Annotated in this window: 19 protein-coding genes; all 19 read left to right on the top strand. The window is 35.3% G+C overall.

Features of this window, described 5'->3' with window-relative positions:
* The first annotated feature begins 49 nt into the window (after positions 1-49).
* Entirely contained in the window at positions 50-1,477 is a 1,428-nt protein-coding gene (gene tilS / locus VQL36_RS00095) for a tRNA lysidine(34) synthetase TilS (protein ID WP_349247362.1), read from the top strand.
* Positions 1,478-1,494: 17 nt separating this feature from the next.
* Complete coding sequence (gene hpt / locus VQL36_RS00090) at positions 1,495-2,037, top strand: hypoxanthine phosphoribosyltransferase (protein ID WP_349247361.1); 543 nt, start codon at positions 1,495-1,497, stop codon at positions 2,035-2,037.
* A 104-nt stretch (positions 2,038-2,141) separates the two neighbouring features.
* Entirely contained in the window at positions 2,142-4,136 is a 1,995-nt protein-coding gene (gene ftsH, locus VQL36_RS00085) for an ATP-dependent zinc metalloprotease FtsH (RefSeq protein ID WP_349247360.1), read from the top strand.
* A 217-nt stretch (positions 4,137-4,353) separates the two neighbouring features.
* A complete protein-coding gene (gene nadA, locus VQL36_RS00080; RefSeq protein WP_349247359.1) occupies positions 4,354-5,292 on the top strand; it encodes a quinolinate synthase NadA in 939 nt (312 codons plus the stop codon).
* A gap of 173 nt (positions 5,293-5,465) precedes the next feature.
* A complete protein-coding gene (gene nadB, locus VQL36_RS00075; RefSeq protein ID WP_349247358.1) occupies positions 5,466-7,076 on the top strand; it encodes an L-aspartate oxidase in 1,611 nt (536 codons plus the stop codon).
* Positions 7,069-7,932, top strand: a complete 864-nt coding sequence (gene nadC, locus VQL36_RS00070; RefSeq protein WP_349247357.1) for a carboxylating nicotinate-nucleotide diphosphorylase — start codon at positions 7,069-7,071, stop codon at positions 7,930-7,932. Before nadB ends, nadC begins: the two co-directional genes overlap by 8 nt.
* Positions 7,929-8,708 (top strand): type III pantothenate kinase, encoded by a 780-nt coding sequence (locus VQL36_RS00065; protein ID WP_349247356.1) that lies wholly within the window; start codon positions 7,929-7,931, stop codon positions 8,706-8,708. Before nadC ends, VQL36_RS00065 begins: the two co-directional genes overlap by 4 nt.
* A gap of 5 nt (positions 8,709-8,713) precedes the next feature.
* Complete coding sequence (gene hslO, locus VQL36_RS00060; protein WP_413789547.1) at positions 8,714-9,598, top strand: Hsp33 family molecular chaperone HslO; 885 nt, start codon at positions 8,714-8,716, stop codon at positions 9,596-9,598.
* A gap of 122 nt (positions 9,599-9,720) precedes the next feature.
* Positions 9,721-10,659 carry a cysteine synthase A gene (gene cysK / locus VQL36_RS00055; protein WP_349247354.1) on the top strand — a complete coding sequence of 313 codons (939 nt, stop codon included), beginning with the start codon at positions 9,721-9,723 and terminating at the stop codon, positions 10,657-10,659.
* A 216-nt stretch (positions 10,660-10,875) separates the two neighbouring features.
* A complete protein-coding gene (locus VQL36_RS00050; RefSeq protein WP_349247353.1) occupies positions 10,876-12,417 on the top strand; it encodes an anthranilate synthase component I family protein in 1,542 nt (513 codons plus the stop codon).
* A gap of 17 nt (positions 12,418-12,434) precedes the next feature.
* Positions 12,435-13,031 carry an aminodeoxychorismate/anthranilate synthase component II gene (pabA, locus tag VQL36_RS00045; RefSeq protein WP_349247352.1) on the top strand — a complete coding sequence of 199 codons (597 nt, stop codon included), beginning with the start codon at positions 12,435-12,437 and terminating at the stop codon, positions 13,029-13,031.
* Complete coding sequence (gene pabC / locus VQL36_RS00040) at positions 13,021-13,899, top strand: aminodeoxychorismate lyase (RefSeq protein ID WP_349247351.1); 879 nt, start codon at positions 13,021-13,023, stop codon at positions 13,897-13,899. The genes pabA and pabC overlap by 11 nt, the downstream gene beginning before the upstream one ends.
* On the top strand, positions 13,896-14,762 hold the full coding sequence (gene folP, locus VQL36_RS00035; protein WP_349247350.1) for a dihydropteroate synthase: 867 nt from the start codon (positions 13,896-13,898) through the stop codon (positions 14,760-14,762). Before pabC ends, folP begins: the two co-directional genes overlap by 4 nt.
* A gap of 24 nt (positions 14,763-14,786) precedes the next feature.
* The gene (gene folB, locus VQL36_RS00030) at positions 14,787-15,149 is read left to right on the top strand and encodes a dihydroneopterin aldolase (protein WP_349247349.1); all 363 of its coding nucleotides are present in this window, start codon (positions 14,787-14,789) and stop codon (positions 15,147-15,149) included.
* Between the two features lie 2 nt (positions 15,150-15,151).
* Positions 15,152-15,694, top strand: a complete 543-nt coding sequence (folK, locus tag VQL36_RS00025) for a 2-amino-4-hydroxy-6-hydroxymethyldihydropteridine diphosphokinase (RefSeq protein ID WP_349247348.1) — start codon at positions 15,152-15,154, stop codon at positions 15,692-15,694.
* Entirely contained in the window at positions 15,646-15,852 is a 207-nt protein-coding gene (locus tag VQL36_RS00020; protein WP_349247347.1) for a helix-turn-helix transcriptional regulator, read from the top strand. The genes folK and VQL36_RS00020 overlap by 49 nt, the downstream gene beginning before the upstream one ends.
* Positions 15,853-15,870: 18 nt before the next feature.
* Positions 15,871-16,881 carry a tRNA dihydrouridine synthase DusB gene (gene dusB / locus VQL36_RS00015; protein WP_349247346.1) on the top strand — a complete coding sequence of 337 codons (1,011 nt, stop codon included), beginning with the start codon at positions 15,871-15,873 and terminating at the stop codon, positions 16,879-16,881.
* 209 nt (positions 16,882-17,090) lie between these two features.
* Complete coding sequence (greA, locus tag VQL36_RS00010) at positions 17,091-17,567, top strand: transcription elongation factor GreA (RefSeq protein ID WP_349247345.1); 477 nt, start codon at positions 17,091-17,093, stop codon at positions 17,565-17,567.
* Positions 17,568-17,669: 102 nt separating this feature from the next.
* Positions 17,670-19,157: a lysine--tRNA ligase gene (gene lysS, locus VQL36_RS00005; protein WP_349247344.1), complete on the top strand. Its 1,488-nt coding sequence runs from the start codon at positions 17,670-17,672 to the stop codon at positions 19,155-19,157.
* The last annotated feature ends 370 nt before the right edge of the window (positions 19,158-19,527 follow it).

Here is a 19,527-nt window from a genome sequence, read left to right as displayed (position 1 = left end):
TAGTGAAAGTCAACGACACGCCATAACATCAGTGAAGAGGAGCGAACATATGGAGTTAGTTCAAAACGTTGAGAATCTCATTAAAGAAAACCATTTGTTTGAAGTTGGTGAAAGGATCATCGTTGCTTTATCGGGTGGTCCTGATTCAATGGCTTTGCTTCATATTTTACATACTCTTTCATCGAATTGGAATTTTAAGTTAATCGCAGTGCATATCAATCATCAGTTTCGAGGGATTGAGGCAGATCAAGAAGAAACCTTAGTTCAACAGTGGTGTAATGAGTTACAAGTTCCTTGTGAAATTGGAAAAATAGATGTTCCTGCTTATATTGAACAAACAGGAAAAAATGCACAAGTTGCGGCTAGGGAAAAGAGATATGAATTTTTATATCAAATTGCAGAACAATACAGTTCAAGTAAAATAACTTTAGCACATCATGCTGATGATCAAGCAGAGACAATATTGATGAGATTGATACGTGGTACAGGACCAGAAGGATTAACTGGCATTTCTATGAGAAGGATGGAAAATAGAATGCAATTTATTCGTCCTTTGTTACGTATATACAAATCAGAAATCCTTTCATATTGTCATCAAAACCAATTAAAATATACTCAAGATAGTAGCAATCTACAGAAAAAGTATTTCAGAAATGAAATTAGATTAGATGTAATCCCATACTTAAAGAAATATAATCATAAGTTGGAACAATCCTTAAATCGTCTGTCTGATATGATGACTGAAGAACAAAGTTATTTGGAGCAGGAGACGGATAAATACTTTAAGAAAATCATAAAGAAAAATAACTACGGTTTTTATTTTTCTAGAAAGACTTTTATTTCCCTACACATTGCTTTACAAAGAAGACTGATTAAACTAATATTAAGTTATCTTTGTTCTGGGCACTATTCATTTGAATACAAAACGATAGAAATTTGCCGCGTCGCAATAGAACAAAATCGTACATCCACAATGCATCTCGATATTAGTGAACAGATTTTTTTTATTAGAGAATATGATCAAGTTGAGTTTTCAAATCAAAAGAAAATACAAGAAAATTTATCATTCAGTTATAAGGTTGAGGAGAATACAACTCAACTTGAAGTGTTTGAAGCAAACCTATTATTTGAGTTTGCAGCTGAATCAGCTTCAAAAAGCGACTTAGATTCTCTCATAAAAGGCCAATCAAATACGGAAGTGATTTTTGATATGAATCAACTTATTTTCCCTTTATCTATTCGAAATCGGAAACCAGGAGATCGAATCAAATTAAAAGGGTTAAATGGAACTAAAAAAGTAAAAGATATTTTCATTGATGAAAAAATTCCACCTTCCATGAGAGAGAAAATTCCATTATTGGTTGATGCTAAGCAGCAAGTGCTATGGATTCCTGGTATTCGTGTTTCCAGCCATGCAGAAATGGAAGAAAAGACTTCACGTATTTTACATATTCAATACAAAAATTCCATACTTTAATTTAGGAGGTCAGTTTTTTGCATAACGATATAAAACAGACATTATACAGCGAAGAGCAAATTCAAGAAAAAATTAATGAGCTAGGTCAATTGATTACTAGAGATTTTAAAGGGAAAAACCCATTAGTGATCTGTGTTTTAAAAGGTGCTTTTATTTTTATGTCAGACTTAGTTAAAAAAATAGACATCCCTCTGGAAATTGATTTTATGGCGGTTTCTAGTTATGGTCAGTCTACCAAATCATCAGGCGTTGTGAAAATTATTAAAGATTTAGACGTGCCTGTTGAAGGTAGAGATGTGCTTATTGTAGAGGATATTATTGACAGTGGTTTAACTTTAAGTTATTTAGTAGATGTTCTAAAAGGCAGAAATGCTTCCTCTACAACTATCGTGACTTTGTTTGATAAACCAGGAGGAAGAACCGTAGATCTAGAGGTTGACTATAAAGGCTTTATATTACCTAATGAGTTTGTTGTTGGATATGGTTTGGATTATGCTGAGAAATATCGCAATCTTCCTTATATAGGAATATTAAAAAATGAAGTTTATTCACACTCTTAATGACGTAGTTCAATAAGGCCTTTGAACACCACTTAATGGCTAAGTTGTGAATGAAAGTTAGGATATGTTAAAATAGATAATGTGCTTTGTAGAGGAGGTAGGGGATGAAAAATCGATTCATTCGCAACACTGGATTTTATTTATTAGTTTTTTTAATTATTATTGGTATTGTTCGATTTATTAGTGGTCAAAACGAACAGGTGGAGGTTTTGAACTACTCTCAATTTGAAGAGCAATTATTAGATAATAATATTCTAGAGGTTTCTTCACAATTTGATGGTTATACTACGAATTTAGAAGGGACATTTGTTAATCCTATAAGTGAAACAGGATCTATAAATTTTCAGCTTTATGGTCCAGACACCGATGCACTTGATGAGTTGTTGAAACAGCATACAGAGGTTGAGTACAAACCGATGGAAACACCAAGCGTATGGGTGACATTGTTGACATCACTTATCCCGTTTGTCATTATCTTTGTTATATTTTTCTTCTTGCTTAATCAAGCTCAGGGTAGCGGCGGCAAAGTGATGAACTTTGGTAAAAGCAAAGCCCGTTTATATAATGACGAAAAGAAAAAGGTAACTTTTAATGATGTAGCTGGCGCAGATGAGGAAAAACAAGAACTTGTAGAAGTTGTTGAATTTCTAAAAGATCCAAGAAAGTTTTCAAATTTAGGAGCAAGAATTCCAAAGGGACTTTTATTAGTTGGACCACCAGGGACAGGTAAAACGTTATTAGCGCGTGCTGTTGCTGGAGAAGCAGGTGTTCCATTCTTCTCTATAAGTGGTTCAGATTTTGTGGAAATGTTTGTAGGTGTTGGTGCATCTCGCGTACGTGATTTATTTGAAAATGCAAAGAAAAATGCGCCATGCATTATCTTTATTGATGAAATTGATGCTGTTGGTAGACAACGTGGAGCAGGTTTAGGTGGAGGTCATGATGAACGTGAACAAACCTTAAATCAACTTCTTGTTGAGATGGATGGTTTTGGGGCAAACGAAGGAATTATTATCGTTGCAGCAACCAATAGACCAGACATATTAGATCCTGCACTTTTACGTCCTGGACGTTTTGATAGACAGATTACTGTAGACCGTCCTGATGTAAGAGGACGTGAAGCTGTCTTAAAGGTACATGCTCGCAATAAACCTATTTCAAACGATGTTAATTTAGAAACATTGGCTCGTTATACTACAGGATTTACAGGAGCCGATCTAGAAAATTTATTAAACGAAGCTGCTCTTATTGCAGCTAGAAGAAATCGTAAAGATATCAGTATGAGTGAATTGGATGAAGCATTTGATCGTGTAGTTGTAGGTACCCAAAAGAAAAGCCGTGTGATTAGCGAAAAAGAAAAACGTACCATTGCATATCATGAAGCAGGGCATACTATCATTGGTTATTTTGTTCGAAATGCTGACATAATGCATAAAGTTACGATTGTTCCAAGAGGACGTGCTGGTGGTTATGCCATGATGATCCCTAAAGATGGGGAAGATCGTATGCTGAATACAAAGAATGAACTTTTAGATAGAGTTACTGGATTGCTTGGTGGAAGGGTTGCAGAAGAATTATTTATAGGTGAAGTAGGTACAGGAGCTTATGATGATTTCAAAAAAGCAACAGGTATCGTTAGAGCAATGGTTATGGAATACGGAATGAGTAAACTAGGTCCAATGCAATTTGGTCAAACACAAGGACAAGTGTTTTTAGGAAGAGATATTGGTCATGAGCAGAACTATAGTGATGCTATAGCATATGAAATTGATCAAGAGATGCAAACAATGATTCAAGAGCGATATGATCAAGCAAAAGAAATTTTAACCAAACATGAAGATAAAGTACATCTTATCGCAAAATCATTATTGAATTTAGAAACATTAGATAAAGATCAAATTACTGAAATTATAGAAGAAGGGAAAATTCTTGAGCGAAAACCTGGTGAACATAAAGATGTACAGGTCAATGCTAGTCCTAAAGTAAGTGATGACGATGTTAAAGTCAACATTCAAAAACAGGATGACCAAGATGACGCTAATAAACTTAAATTTGATAAAAATAATGATGAAAAAGACGATACAGATGGCAAAGCATAAAAATAAATAAGTTAGTTCTATTAATCAAAATCCGGAGTGTATTGAACACTTCCGGATTTTTCTTGCCCAATTTTGGTTGACATCACGATTTATGTTGTGTAAATTAGTTGAAAAATTTGATTTAGTAAAGTAACATGGTTTTAAACATAATAAATTAAAAGCACTCGTATTTATATGTTCATTTTTTCACAAAGTCATTTAGAGGGGTGGATTAATAATGGAAGCTTTGGCTTTAGAGAGAAAAGCAGAACGAAATCAGCAGTTGAAAGAAAGACTGCTCGAACTAAAACAGGAAAAAAACGCCATTATATTAGCACATTATTATCAACGCGATGAAATACAAGAAGTAGCAGATTTTCGTGGAGATTCATTTTTATTAGCACAGAAAGCCGCTGAGACAGATGCAGATGTCATTGTTTTTTGTGGTGTCCATTTTATGGGTGAAAGTGCTAAAATATTAGCTCCAGATAAAACAGTCATTATACCTGATGAAAGAGCAGGTTGTCCTATGGCTGATATGGTTAATGTAGAGGGATTGCGTGAATTAAAACGTAAACATCCTAATGCAACAGTGGTAACTTATATTAATTCCTCAGCTGAAATCAAAGCTGAAACTGACATATGCTGTACTTCTGCAAACGCAGTGAAAGTAATTCAGTCTTTAGACTCCGATGAAATTATTTGGGTACCTGATAAAAACTTAGGCCATTATGTGTCCCAATTTACGGACAAAAAGATGATCCTTTGGGAAGGGTATTGCAACACTCACGATATGTTAACTGTCAGAGATGTAGAAGAAATGAAAGCTAAATATCCTAATGCAGAGTTTGTAGTACACCCAGAGTGCAGGCCAGAAGTCGTGGAGATTGCAGACTTTGTGGGCAGCACGACAGGGATTTTGAAATATTGTAAAGAATCTGATAGTCAAGAATTTATCGTTGGTACAGAGGACGGCACAGGTTATCAGCTTCGTAAGGACAGTCCTAATAAAAAATTCCATTTTGCAACGAAGTTTTTAGTTTGTCCTAATATGAAAGTGAATAATTTAAAAAAATTAGTGCGTTCCTTAGAGGATATGAAACCACAAATTTATGTTCCGCCTCACATTGCAGAGAAAGCAAAATTATCATTAGAGCGTATGTTAGAAGTTAAATAATAGTCCATTTTATAATGGCTCAGAGCCCCGCAAAAGTAATAGTCGAAAAACAGCCACGTCCATGTGTCTAAATTCGACACCAGTTCATCCACGACGAACTGGGGATCACATCACTTTTGTGGGTGTTCTTTTTATATGCACTAATCTATGTAGAAGAAAACAGGTGATGAAGAGTGATACCTCAATATTTGATTGATTTTTCAATAGATGAATTACCACATATACATACAGATGTTATCGTGATTGGTTCAGGGATTGCAGGTTTATTTACAGCGATCAAAGCAAGTAAAGACAATGATGTTATTATGATTACGAAAAAAACATTATTAGACAGTAATACTCGATATGCTCAAGGCGGGATAGCAGCTGTTATGAATGAAAAAGATTCCCCTGCTTATCATAGACAAGACACACTAATTGCAGGGGCAGGTTTATGTTCCACAGAAGCAGTGAACGTTCTTGTACATGAAGGGCCTGATGGTGTGAAAGATCTGATGAAGCTGGGAACTCAATTTGATGAAGAAGATGGTGAAATTGCCCTCACGAAGGAAGGGGCTCATAGTCAAAGACGTATATTACATGCGTATGGGGATGCAACAGGTGCTGAAATTGTACGTGCCTTATCGGAGCAAGTCAGAGATAGGGAGAACATTGAAATGTGGGATGACCATTTTGTTATTGATTTGATTACAAACGATGGGGAATGCTGTGGTGCACTCATACAAAAATCTGATGGTGAACGTGTTTATGTACAGGGAAAAGCAGTAGTTCTATGTACAGGAGGCTCTGGACAGCTTTTTCGATACACAACAAATCCAACTATTGCAACAGGTGATGGTATAGCCATGGCGTATCGAGCAGGGGCGCTGATTAAAGATATGGAATTTATACAATTTCATCCAACTGCTTTATATTACCCAGGTGCACCCCGTTTTTTAATATCTGAAGCAGTTAGAGGCGAAGGTGCTGTATTAAGAAACATTAAAGGTGAGCGTTTTATGGATCAATATCATACTCAGCTAGAGCTGGCACCTCGTGATGTAGTAGCTAGAGCAATTGTAAGTGAAATGGCAAAGACGAATTCTACCTTTGTTTATTTAGATATTTCTCATGAATCTCCTGATAAGGTGAAACATCGTTTCCCAACCATTTATCAATTTTGCTTAGATTATGGATTGGATTTAACGGTTGATTGGATCCCTGTGGCACCTGCTGCACATTACATGATGGGTGGAGTGAAAACAGACTTAAATGGAGAAACTTCTGTCAAAAGGTTATTTGCCTGTGGGGAAGTATCTTCAACTGGCGTTCATGGAGCAAATCGTTTAGCAAGCAATTCACTATCTGAAGCGATTGTTTTTGGAAGAAGAATTGTAAATCAAATCAATCAACTTGCTTCTTTGAAACAGGTACCTGAAGTAAAAGTGGAATTTGATCGCAAACATAATACCCAGGCTATGGTTGAAAGGCGATTAAAGCTGCAAAAAATTATGCTTAGGTACGTCGGTCTAGAAAGATCACTAAAAGGATTAGATAAAGGGCTTGTAGAATTGAAGCGACAATTGCCTGTGTTTGAATCACATCTTACGAAGTTAGAGGAGTTTGAATTTGTTAACTTATTAATCTGTGCATTGTTAACTACAGAAGGAGCAAAAGTAAGAGAAGAAAGCCGTGGTGCACATTATAGAGAGGATTTCCCTGAAAGAGATGAAATTGTATGGCGTAAACATATATTGCATCATCGTGATCAAGGTATAGTAGAGGAGTGTATTGAACATGATTGAAGGAAGTATGGAAGAAATAAAGGAAAATATTAAAGACTGGTTGAAGGAAGACATAGGTACAGGAGATGTGACAAGTATATCTACTATCCCGGTTGAACATCAATCTATTGGGTTCATTCATGCGAAAGAAAGTGGAGTGCTGGCAGGTTTGCCAATTGCGAAACTAGTCTTCGAAATTGTAAATCCAAACATCAAATTTAATGAAAAAGCAATAGAGGGTTCCTTTTTAAATAAGGGTGATACCATCGTAACAGTAGAAGGAAACACGAGGAACATATTAATGGGTGAAAGGATAGCCCTTAACTTATTGCAACGCCTTTCTGGAATAGCGACCAAAACAAATTCCTTTGTCAAAGAATTAAGTGGCTTACCCGTTAAAATTGCTGATACAAGGAAAACGACACCTGGTCATCGCATATTAGAAAAATATGCGGTTAAAGTTGGTGGTGGGTACAATCATCGGCTAGGTTTGTATGATGCAGTTATGATTAAAGACAATCATATAAAGGCAACAGGCAGTGTGAAGAATGCAATTGAATCAGCAAGAAATCAAATCCCTCATACGATGAAAATTGAGGTGGAAATTGAATCGTTGGATCAAATAAAAGAAGCGTTAGCTGCAGATATAATATTGCTGGATAATATGTCTATTGAACATATGACGAAAAGTGTAAAATTAATAAAAGAGCAATCTTCTCATGTTATTGTGGAAGCATCAGGAGGAGTAACCCTTAATACTGTAAGAGAAATTGCCTTAACTGGAGTGGATGTTATCTCAGTTGGGGGATTAACGACTTCAATCCAGAACATAGACATTAGTTTAGATTTAAATGAAAAGAAGGTGACTACGTTTTGATTCTTGTTATAGATGTTGGAAATACCAATATTGTGTTAGGTGTATATGAAGGTAAAAAATTATTACATCATTGGAGACTGAGTACAAATCGTTCAGCTACCGTTGATGAATATGGCATTATGATACATAATTTATTTCATCATGCAAAAATTGAAAAAGAACAGATTGAAGGGATAATTATTTCCTCTGTAGTCCCTCCATTAATGTACGTTTTGGAAACATTATGTACAAAATACTTAAGTAAAGAGCCAATTATTGTAGGTCCTGGCATCAAAACAGGGTTAAATATTCGTTATGAAAATCCTAGGGAGGTAGGGGCAGATCGAATCGTTAACTCCGTTGCAGGGATTGAGTTATATGGTGCTCCACTAATTATCGTAGATTTTGGAACAGCAACAACATTTGATTATATTGATGAAAAATCTCAGTATATCGGAGGTTTAATCTCACCTGGTATTGGGATTTCTACTGAAGCGCTGTATCAAAAAGCAGCTAAGTTACCTAGAATTGAGCTAGTTAAACCTAAACATGTTGTTGGCAGGAATATGGTGAGCTCCATGCAGGCGGGTATCATATTTGGGTATGCTGGTCAGGTTGATGGAATTGTGGAAAGAATCCAAGAAGAATTTACAACAAAACCAAATATCATCGCAACGGGGGGATTAGCAGAATTAATTTCTAATGAGTCTAAAACAATTCAACGTACTAATCCTCTCTTAACATTAGAAGGATTAAGAATTATTTATGAACGTAATGAAATGCCATCTTCATCTTAGGAGGAATAAACAAAATGAATGATTATCTTATTCGTGGTACAGCTATGGACGGGAAAGTACGTGCATTTGCTGTTCATACTACAAATCTTGTTGAGGAGCTTCGTCAAAGGCAGGAGTCATGGCCTACTGCTACGGCAGCATTAGGAAGGGCTGCTTCTGTAGGAGTTATGATGGGTGCAATGCTTAAAAATGAAGAAAAGCTGACGATTCAAATCAAAGGGAATGGTCCGATGGGTCAGATTGTCGTTGATGCCAATGCTCATGGAGAAGTACGTGCTTATGCAGATCATCCACATGTCCATTTGCCAAGCAATGCTCAAAATAAATTAGACGTTTCAGGTGCAGTAGGTAGAGAAGGTTCGATTTATATTATTAAGGATTTAGGGTTAAAGGAACCTTATAGAGGGAGCATCCCTATTATTTCAGGTGAATTAGGAGAAGATTTCACGTACTATTTTGCGAAATCAGAACAAACCCCTTCAGCTGTTTCTGTAGGAGTTTTAGTTGATCAGGATACATCAGTTAGAAAAGCAGGTGGTTTCATCATACAGCTGATGCCAGGATTAAGTGATGAGGAAATTACGAACATAGAACAAAGTTTTAGTCAAATTAAACCAGTGACAGAATTGTTAGAAGAGAACAAGACATTAGAGCAAATTTTACAAGAGGTTCTCCCTTCTGTTCAGATCATGGATCAAATGGATGTGAAATTTAGATGCCAATGCAGTAGGGAAAAAGTAACAGATACTTTAGTTAGTTTAGGAAAAGCTGAAATAAATAAAATTATTACTGAAGATGGACAAGCCGAGGTTGTATGTCATTTTTGCAATGAAAAATATCAATTTGATGCAGAGGACTTACAAAAATTAATTTTAAAAATGGACAGGTAATTCATATTGACATTTATAATATGAATTGGTACTATTATTTTATAAAACCTACTAATTTAGTCGGAAATAACATTTAAATATATTTATTTATGCAATAATTAGAAAAAACGGGAGGGAAAATAATGTCTAAAATTGTTAATAACATTACAGAGGTAATTGGTAACACACCTTTAGTTCGTTTAAGCAGAGTTGTTCCTGAGGATAGTGCAGAAATTTATGTAAAGTTAGAATTTCAAAACCCAGGAGCAAGTGTTAAAGACCGTATTGCAATTAACATGATTGAAACAGCCGAAAAAGAAGGATTATTAAAATCAGGCGATACGATTATTGAACCGACAAGTGGAAATACAGGTATAGGTTTAGCCATGGTAGCGGCAGCTAAAGGTTACAAAGCTATCCTTGTTATGCCTGAAACGATGAGTATGGAAAGACGTAACTTATTACGTGCATATGGTGCGGAGTTAGTTCTGACTCCTGGTCCAGAAGGTATGAAGGGTGCTATCAAACGCGCTGAAGAGATTCAAGCTGAGAATCCTAATTACTTTATGCCTCAGCAGTTTAACAATCAAGCAAACGTACAAATTCATGTGAAAACCACAGGTCCTGAAATTGTAGAAGCCATTCATTCTCTTGATGGAGGAGGATTAGATGCCTTTATTTCAGGAATTGGTACAGGTGGAACGATTACTGGTGCGGGTCAAGTATTAAAGGAAAACTTCCCAGATGTAAAAATAGTAGCAGTTGAACCTGCGGCATCTCCTATACTGTCTGGAGGTAAACCAGGACCTCATAAAATCCAAGGTATAGGAGCAGGTTTTGTTCCAGAAATTTTAAATACAAATATTTATGATGAAGTGATTACAGTTGAGAATGAACAAGCTTTTGAAACTTCTCGTGAAGTGGCAAAAGCCGAAGGTATTCTTGGTGGTATTTCTTCTGGCGCAGCGATTTATGCAGCACTTGAAGTCGCAAAAAAACTAGGCAAAGGTAAGAGAGTCGTTGCAGTTGTTCCAAGTAATGGTGAGCGTTATTTAAGCACTCCACTATATCAATTCGAATAATTGTAATCACCCCAAAAACCCTATAACCTGTTTAAATTAAATCTTCTCGGCGCTGAAAACGGAATTTATTAAACGTCGATTGAAAACTATAAAATCATTTATCATCTGGTCCTTCGAAAGAGGGACTTTTTATTTTAATTTATTTCAGATATACTTAGTAATCAATATGATTAATAATGAGTTAAAAAAAATTAAACAAACTCGGGGGTATTCATCGTGATATTAACCTCTTTAGAGCAGTGGAAGCATTGGACAAATGAATATACGATGCTCCCATATATACAAGCATTCCCTTTACCTAGTGTTGATGTGATTTCTTGGGAAAAAGCTTGGGAGAATTGTTCAGATCATGCATTTGTATTAGAAAGCGGCAAGACCGGGCAATATTCCTTTTTAGGATTACAGCCTTTTTCAACTATATTTGGCAGCGATAATAAAGGCATCATTTCTGATGAAAATAACAATAAAATTCACGTTCAAGGCAAACCTTTGGATTTAGTAAAAAACTGGATGCGCGGTTATGCTTCTCCTAAAGTAGAAGGGGCTCCAAAATTTGTTGGAGGCTGTGTTGGTTATTGGAGTTATGATGTTATTCGCTCAATAGAAAAAATACCAAATCTTTCAAAAGAGGAATTAGAACTTCCAGATTATTATTTTATGATGATAGATGAGTTATGGATTATAGATCAGGTTAATCAATGTCTGTATTGTGCAGTCCATCTTCCTGTTGCAGATAAGCATATAAACGAGGATATGCTTCATTATCAATTTTTAAAGGCTAAAGAAAAAGTGGAACATATGAAAAAAAAGTGGGATGATATCGTAAATATAAACGATCTCCACCCATCTCATCAAAGACAGAGGATATTTCAAAATTCAGTAGAACAAGATCAACTTCACATCGATGTAGAATCCATAGAAGGAGTTGAGAAAGCCTTTGCAAAAGATGAGTATATGGAAGCAGTTAAAAAAATTCAACAATACATATCCCAAGGGGATGTTTTTCAAGTAAATCTTTCACTACGGCAAAGCAGACGATTAAATAGTTCTCCAGAAGAACTTTATGAATGGCTGCGACTGTTGAATCCTTCACCATATATGAGTTTTTTGAAATGTCCTGATTTTCATCTTGTATCCGCATCTCCGGAGTTATTAGTTAAACTTGAGGATGATATTGTAAGTACAAGACCAATAGCAGGTACAAGACGCAGAGGGAATAACAATGCAGAAGACAAGAAACTGGCAGAAGAACTGATATTGAATGAGAAAGAACGCGCAGAACATGTTATGTTAGTGGATTTAGAAAGAAATGATCTAGGTCGAATTTCTAAATTTGGTTCGGTGAAAGTTACAGATTTTATGGAAATAGAATACTATTCGCATGTCATGCATATCGTTTCAGAGGTACACGGTGAATTAGTTGAAGGCAAAGACGGGTACGACGTTATTGCAGCAACATTTCCTGGTGGAACTATAACCGGAGCACCAAAAATTCGAACGATGGAAATCATTGAAGAATTAGAACCAGTTAGGAGAGGTCCATATACAGGGTCCATTGGTTGGATTGACTACAATGGGAATATGGAATTTAATATTATAATACGTACTTTAGTTGTTTTAGATCAGATCGGTTATATACAAGCAGGGGCTGGTATTGTCATTGATTCTGATCCCTATAGAGAATATAAGGAAAGTTTAAATAAAGCGAAAGCATTATGGAAAGCGATTCAATACAGTGAATTAATCCATCAAGTGTAAAAGGGGGCGCATTTGGTATGATACTTGTCATTGATAATTATGATTCATTTACTTACAATTTGGTACAGTATTTAGGTGAAATTGGACAAGAGGTTCTTGTTCATAGAAATGATGAAATTGACATTTCAAAAATAGAACAGTTGCAACCTGATCATATTTTAATTTCTCCAGGACCGTGTACACCTAATGAAGCGGGAGTCAGTTTGAGTTTAATTGATCATTTCAAAGGAAAGATCCCTATATTGGGAGTGTGTTTAGGCCATCAAGCGATTGGGCAAGTTTTTGGTGGAGAAGTGATTAAAGCTGAACAACTTATGCATGGTAAAACCTCTCCGATTTTTCATGATGGCAAAACGATATTTGAAGATATTCCATCTCCTTACACAGCAACGAGATATCATTCTTTAATTGTTCGTAGAGAGTCACTACCGGATTGTTTGGAGATTAGTGCTGAAACAGAAGCGGGTGAGATTATGGGATTAAGGCATAAGGAATATAACATCGAAGGGGTACAATTTCACCCTGAGTCAATTATTACAGACCATGGTTTACAACTATTAAACAATTTCATCTCCCGAAAAAATGCAAAGAGAGAACAGACAAATGAAAGTTAGTATAAATGATACAATACTTGACGAAAAGGAGGCCGTGATATCTATATTTGATCACGGTTTTCTTTACGGTATGGGTTTATTTGAAACGTTTCGGACTTATCAAGGAAAACCTTTTTTAATAGAACAACATTTAAATCGTTTAGAAAAAAGCTGTAAAATGATTGGTGTGAATTGGGTCCATGACAAACATCGTGTTTTACAACAAATTGAAAAATTGCTTAAAATAAATCAACTAGAAGATGGATATATACGTTATACCATTACAGCAGGAGAGGGCCACTTAGGATTACCTTTAGATGAATATTCCAATTACAATGAGATCATTTATATGAAAGCTCTACCTGTTATAAACGAGGATTTATATCAAAAAGGAAAAGCAATTCAGCTATTAAATATTAAACGAAATACTCCAGAGGCAGACATACGCTTAAAATCACTTCATTATATGAATAATATTTTAGCAAAAAAAGAAATGAATGAAACGGCTACAGATAAAAAAGCAGAGGGACTATTTTTAACTGCTGAAGGGTATTTAGCAGAAGGTATTGTAAGTAATGTTTTTTTCGTTCGTGACCAGGATTGTTACACTCCATCCATAGATACTGGAATTTTACCAGGAGTTACAAGAGCTTATGTAATTGAATGGTTAGAAAAGATAGGCATTCAAGTCATTGAAGGAAGGTTTTTATGGGAGGATTTAATGACTGCTGATGAGATATTTATAACCAATTCTATTCAAGAAATCGTACCAATAACAGCACTATATGATTTACAAGGTGAAAAGTTTAACGTAGGGTCAGGAAGAGTTGGTTCCAAGACAAGGGATTGGATTGAAAAATATAGATCAGCTATAGGAGGATACAAATGAGACAGAATTTATTTATATCTAGATCAAGACCCCACACTGGTTTTCGAAAATTAAATTGTAAGAACCGATCAATAACATTGGGAGAAAAAACGCTAATCATGGGTATCTTAAATGTAACCCCGGATTCTTTTTCTGATGGTGGGAAGTATATAAGTGAAGAAACAGCAGTAGAAAGAGCATTGAAGATGATTGAAGAGGGAGCGGATATCATTGATGTGGGTGGGGAATCTACAAGACCTAACGCCGAGACAGTTGATGTAAATGAAGAATTACAACGAGTCATTCCAATTATAAAAGTACTAAAGGATGTGATTCAAGTTCCCATCTCTATCGATACATACAAAGCTGAGGTTGCTGAGAAAGCCTTAACCGCTGGAGCGAATATTGTGAATGATGTATGGGGTCTAAAAAAAGATAGGAATATGGCTTCTGTTATTGCTAAACATCAATGTCCAGTCATCATCATGCATAATCGAGAGGAAAAAGGATACGATCATTTTATTCAGGACGTTATTTTTGATTTAAATGAAAGCATAAACATTGCTCATCAAGCAGGAATAAAAAATGAGCAGATTATTTTAGACCCAGGCATCGGATTTGCAAAGACTCTTGATGAAAATTTAATCTTAATGAATCATCTAAGTGAAATTGTTGCAATGGGATATCCTGTCTTATTAGGTACATCAAGAAAGTCTATGATTCGAAATGTATTGGATTTACCTTCTAATGATGTTATAGAAGGTACAGCGACTACTATTGTTTATGGAATGATGCAAGGGTGTCAAATCGTTCGTGTCCATGATATTAAAGAAATGAAACGAGTGGCAACGATGACGGATGCAATGTTGTTAAAAAGTGATTGAAATATAATGAGGGGAGTTTTAAAATTGGATAAAATGATAATGGAAAAAATGGAGTTTTACGGTTACCATGGGGTTTTTCCTGAAGAAAGGAAATTAGGTCAGAAATTTTACATAGACACTACTCTTTTTTTTGATTTACAATCAGCAGGAAAGAGTGATGATTTAAATCAAACCATTAATTATGCAGAAGTTTACGATGTGATTAAAGGAATTGTGGAAGGACGTTCATATCAACTTATTGAGGCTTTAGCAGAAAATATTGCATCTATAGTGTTGAAAACTTATACTAAGATCAACGAAATTACAGTGAAGGTAACTAAACCTAATCCACCTTTTGATATACACTTTTCAGGTGTTGCTGTTGAAATCCATCGAAAGAACGTGTAAACATGAATGAAGACAATAGGAAGAGTATTGCATATATAGGGTTAGGGTCAAACATAGGTGAGCGAGAAACTTATCTTAAAGATGCGGTACAACAATTAAATAAAAGCCCTATAAAAGTGATAGGATGTTCAAATATATATGAAACTGATCCTGTAGGGTATACAGATCAGAATGCTTTTTTAAATATGGTTGTTTTGGTTACAACCACGTTTTCTCCCAAACAATTACTAAATCAATTAACAGTAATTGAAAAATCATTATTAAGACAAAGAGTAATTCATTGGGGGCCAAGGACCATTGACTTAGATTTATTGTTATATGACAATGTTCAAATAAACACAGACCAACTTATTGTTCCTCATCCACGGATGAATGAAAGGTTGTTTGTACTTATCCCACTCTTGGATGTGATTCAAGCAGAAGAAGAAAGACAACAAATTCAAAGTACAGTGGATCAATTAATGGAACTTGAGAGTGAGAGAGAAGGAGTAAGACTTTGGAAAAGAACCGAGTGGCTCAACGTATTAGAGCTTTCAGAAAATTAAAGGGTTACACTCAAACTGAACTTGCGGTTAAAGTAGGTATTTCAATTAGTAAATTAGGCTCTATTGAACGAGGATCCATTAAACCTGATGAAAAAACAATTCAACTAATATCAGAAGCATTGTACATCGATGCTGAAGAATTAAAAAGTGAAGATTAAATTGAAAGGAATAAAGAAATGTTGCAAATTGGAAATATCCAAACCAAAAATAATGTCGTGCTAGCTCCTATGGCAGGAGTTTGTAATCCAGCATTTCGATTAATTGCAAAAGAATTTGGTGTTGGATTAGTATGTGCTGAAATGGTAAGTGATAAAGCGATTTTACATGGAAATGAAAGAACGATGCAAATGTTGTTTGTCGATGATAGAGAAAAACCTCTTAGTTTACAAATTTTTGGAGGGGATAAACATTCACTCGTTGAAGCTGCAAAGGTCGTTGATCAAAATACGAATGCTGATATTATAGATATCAACATGGGATGTCCAGTACCTAAAATTACGAAATGTGACGCAGGTGCTAAATGGCTGTTAGATCCATCTAAAATAGAAGAGATGGTTTCTGCTGTTGTATCAGCAGTATCTAAACCAGTTACTGTAAAAATGAGAATGGGATGGGATGATGAACATATATTTGCTGTTAAAAATGCACAAGCTGTGGAGCGTGCAGGTGGTAAAGCTGTAGCTGTTCATGGAAGAACAAGGCAGCAATTGTATACTGGCAAAGCGAATTGGGATATTATAAAAGAAGTCAAACAATCGGTACAAATCCCAGTAATCGGAAATGGTGATGTGTTTACACCTGAAGATGCAAAACATTTGCTTGATTACACTGGATGTGACGGTGTTATGATTGGTAGAGCAGCGTTAGGAAATCCATGGATGCTTTATCGCACGATTCATTACTTAACGAATGGAGAACTATTGCCTGAACCTGATGTAAATGAAAAAATGCGCATCGCGTTGTTGCATTTAGATCGTTTAGTTGATTTAAAGGGCGAGAATGTTGCTGTAAGAGAAATGCGTAAACATATGGCTTGGTATTTAAAAGGATTACGTGGTTCTGCAAAAGTCAAAGATGAAATTATGTCTGAAACGACAAGAGATGGAATGAAAAATATTTTTAAAAATTTTGTTGAATCTCAACAGCAAAAAAGTGAGAACGTAGATAATAATGTCGTAATTCATTAGATTTATCTAAATAAGCAACCCTTTATTGACTTTTTAACATCCTTACCATATAATCAACCATTAGAATAAAATATGAAACAACCCTTGAATTAAAGAGTCATCATGAATCTGTCATCATGGGCTGAAACTTTAATATATTAAAATAGAGCAATTTCTATTTGCTGGTTGAAGCAAATATGAAAAATACTTAAATGACAGGAGATTTCAATATGTCTGATAAAGAAGTAATTCTTACCCCAGAGGGTTTAAAAAAGCTAGAGGATGAATTGGAAAATTTAAAATCCGTAAAACGTAGAGAGGTTGCGGAAAGAATTAAGGTAGCTATCGGATACGGAGACATTAGTGAGAACTCTGAATATGAAGATGCTAAAAATGAGCAAGCATTTATTGAAGGGCGAGTAATTACACTTGAAAAAATGCTTCGTAATGCACGTATTATTAATAACGATGATGTAGGTACTGATAAAGTAAACATCGGTTCTCGAGTGGTTCTAAAGGACGTTGAGTATGGAGATGAGGTTGAATATGCTATCGTTGGAACGGCAGAATCTGACCCTTCTCAAAATAAAATATCCAATGAAAGCCCTGTAGGGAAAGCGATTCTAGGTAAAGAAAAAGGATCGGTTGTAGATGTAAATGTACCTGCTGGCGTGATACAATATAAAATCATTGATATCATGAAATAGTTTATTCATTATTCCCATCTACAAAAAAGCTTCCGATGATTGCTTCCTATGGAAGCTTTTTTGTGTAATATTGTTGTGAAAGCTAAAGGAGTGGAGTTATAAGTGAGCCAAGAATTAGAACTAAATGAGTTGTTACAAATACGCCGGAATAAGTTAGATGAACTTAGAAATTTAGGAATAGATCCATTTGGTGGTAAGTTTGAACGTACACATACAGCCAATGAAATTATTTCTGATTATTCCGAGTTTACAAAAGAAGATTTGCAAGAGAAAAAAGCGGAAGTCATTATTGCAGGTCGTATTATGCAAAAAAGAGGTATGGGTAAAGCTGGTTTTGCTCATATTCAGGATATTTCTGGTAAGATTCAGATTTATGTTCGTAAAGATACAGTTGAGGAAAATCAATTTGAAGCTTACAAGATGTTGGATATTGGAGACATTGTTGGGGTGAAAGGGTTTGTTTTTAAAACAAAAACAGGAGAGATCTCTGTTAAGGCAACGGAAGTTACAGTTCTTTCTAAATCTTTATACCCATTACCTGAAAAGTTTCATGGGCTTAAAGATGTAGAACTGAGATATCGTCAAAGATATGTAGATCTAATTATGAATCAGGATGTACAAGAAACATTTATCCTTCGTTCAAAAATCATTCAATCTATGCGTGAATATTTAAACCAACAATCTTTCTTAGAAGTAGAGACTCCAACACTTCATACTATTGCAGGAGGTGCAGCTGCACGCCCGTTTATTACTCATCATAATGCATTGGACATGCAATTATATATGAGAATTGCAATTGAATTGCATCTTAAAAGATTAATTGTAGGTGGGTTGGAGAAAGTTTACGAAATAGGACGAGTATACCGAAATGAAGGAATATCTACACGTCATAACCCAGAGTTCACTATGTTGGAGCTTTACGAAGCTTATGCAAACTTCGAAGATATCATGCAATTAACAGAGGAAATGATCGGGCATATAGCTGAACAAGTTTTAGGTAATAAAGTAGTTGACTATCAGGGAGTTAAAGTTGATCTAGGTGCTCCATGGAAAAGAATTTCAATGGTAGATGCGATTAAAGATGTAATGGGTGTAGATTTCAGTGTCCAGATGACGGATGAGGAAGCACATCAGCTTGCCAAAAAGCACAATGTTAAAGTAGATCCTACGATGGCATATGGACATATTGTGAATGAATTCTTTGAAACGTTTGTTGAAGAGACGTTGATTCAACCTACATTTATTTATGGACACCCTGTAGAAATTTCACCATTAGCTAAAAAGAATGAAGCGGATCCTAGATTTACAGATCGTTTTGAATTGTTTATCGTTGCTAGAGAACATGCGAATGCTTTTACTGAGTTAAACGATCCAATAGATCAAAGGGAAAGATTTGAGTCTCAAATAAAAGAACGTGAGCAAGGAAATGACGAAGCTCATATGATGGATGATGATTTTATAAGAGCTTTAGAATATGGAATGCCGCCTACAGGTGGGTTAGGAATTGGAATGGATCGACTTGTTATGTTATTAACTGATTCACCATCTATACGTGACGTATTATTATTTCCAACGATGAAAGAAAAATAGTATTTAACCGACAAAAGCTTTGAGTGGGGCCAGGGATTTTAATAATGATCCCCAAAAGTGACAGAATGCTTTAAATGAATGGTTTTATACCATCCATTATTATCTAATCTTTAGCATAAAATGTTCTCACTTTTTAGTGGGAACATTTTTTTAAAAAAAGTACTTGCATTATATAAAAGGATCATGTTATATTATTAAAGTCGCCGCTGAGACGGACGACAAAACAAAAGAAAATGCTTGATAATAAGGCATTCTTTGCACCTTGAAAACTGAATAACGAGTGAACTTACGGAGACTTGAAATTTTTCAGGAATCCAAACAAATAGCTCAAAAGTTTTAAACTTTTGGGAACCCGGATATAACATGTAAC

Source organism: Chengkuizengella sp. SCS-71B, from assembly GCF_040100845.1.
Taxonomy (GTDB): domain Bacteria; phylum Bacillota; class Bacilli; order Paenibacillales; family KCTC-33759; genus Chengkuizengella.
The sequence above is the reverse complement of the archived record's forward strand: the minus strand, read 5'-3'. Positions and strand labels throughout refer to the sequence as shown.

Excerpts from the sequence above, each read along its gene's own strand:
- tilS (WP_349247362.1), top strand. The coding sequence starts at position 50 with ATGGAGTTAGTTCAAAACGTTGAGAATCTCATTAAAGAAAACCATTTG.
- ftsH (WP_349247360.1), top strand. The coding sequence starts at position 2,142 with ATGAAAAATCGATTCATTCGCAACACTGGATTTTATTTATTAGTTTTT.
- nadA (WP_349247359.1), top strand. The coding sequence starts at position 4,354 with ATGGAAGCTTTGGCTTTAGAGAGAAAAGCAGAACGAAATCAGCAGTTG.
- nadC (WP_349247357.1), top strand. The coding sequence starts at position 7,069 with ATGATTGAAGGAAGTATGGAAGAAATAAAGGAAAATATTAAAGACTGG.
- cysK (WP_349247354.1), top strand. The coding sequence starts at position 9,721 with ATGTCTAAAATTGTTAATAACATTACAGAGGTAATTGGTAACACACCT.
- pabA (WP_349247352.1), top strand. The coding sequence starts at position 12,435 with ATGATACTTGTCATTGATAATTATGATTCATTTACTTACAATTTGGTA.
- pabC (WP_349247351.1), top strand. The coding sequence starts at position 13,021 with ATGAAAGTTAGTATAAATGATACAATACTTGACGAAAAGGAGGCCGTG.
- folP (WP_349247350.1), top strand. The coding sequence starts at position 13,896 with ATGAGACAGAATTTATTTATATCTAGATCAAGACCCCACACTGGTTTT.
- folK (WP_349247348.1), top strand. The coding sequence starts at position 15,152 with ATGAATGAAGACAATAGGAAGAGTATTGCATATATAGGGTTAGGGTCA.
- dusB (WP_349247346.1), top strand. The coding sequence starts at position 15,871 with ATGTTGCAAATTGGAAATATCCAAACCAAAAATAATGTCGTGCTAGCT.
- greA (WP_349247345.1), top strand. The coding sequence starts at position 17,091 with ATGTCTGATAAAGAAGTAATTCTTACCCCAGAGGGTTTAAAAAAGCTA.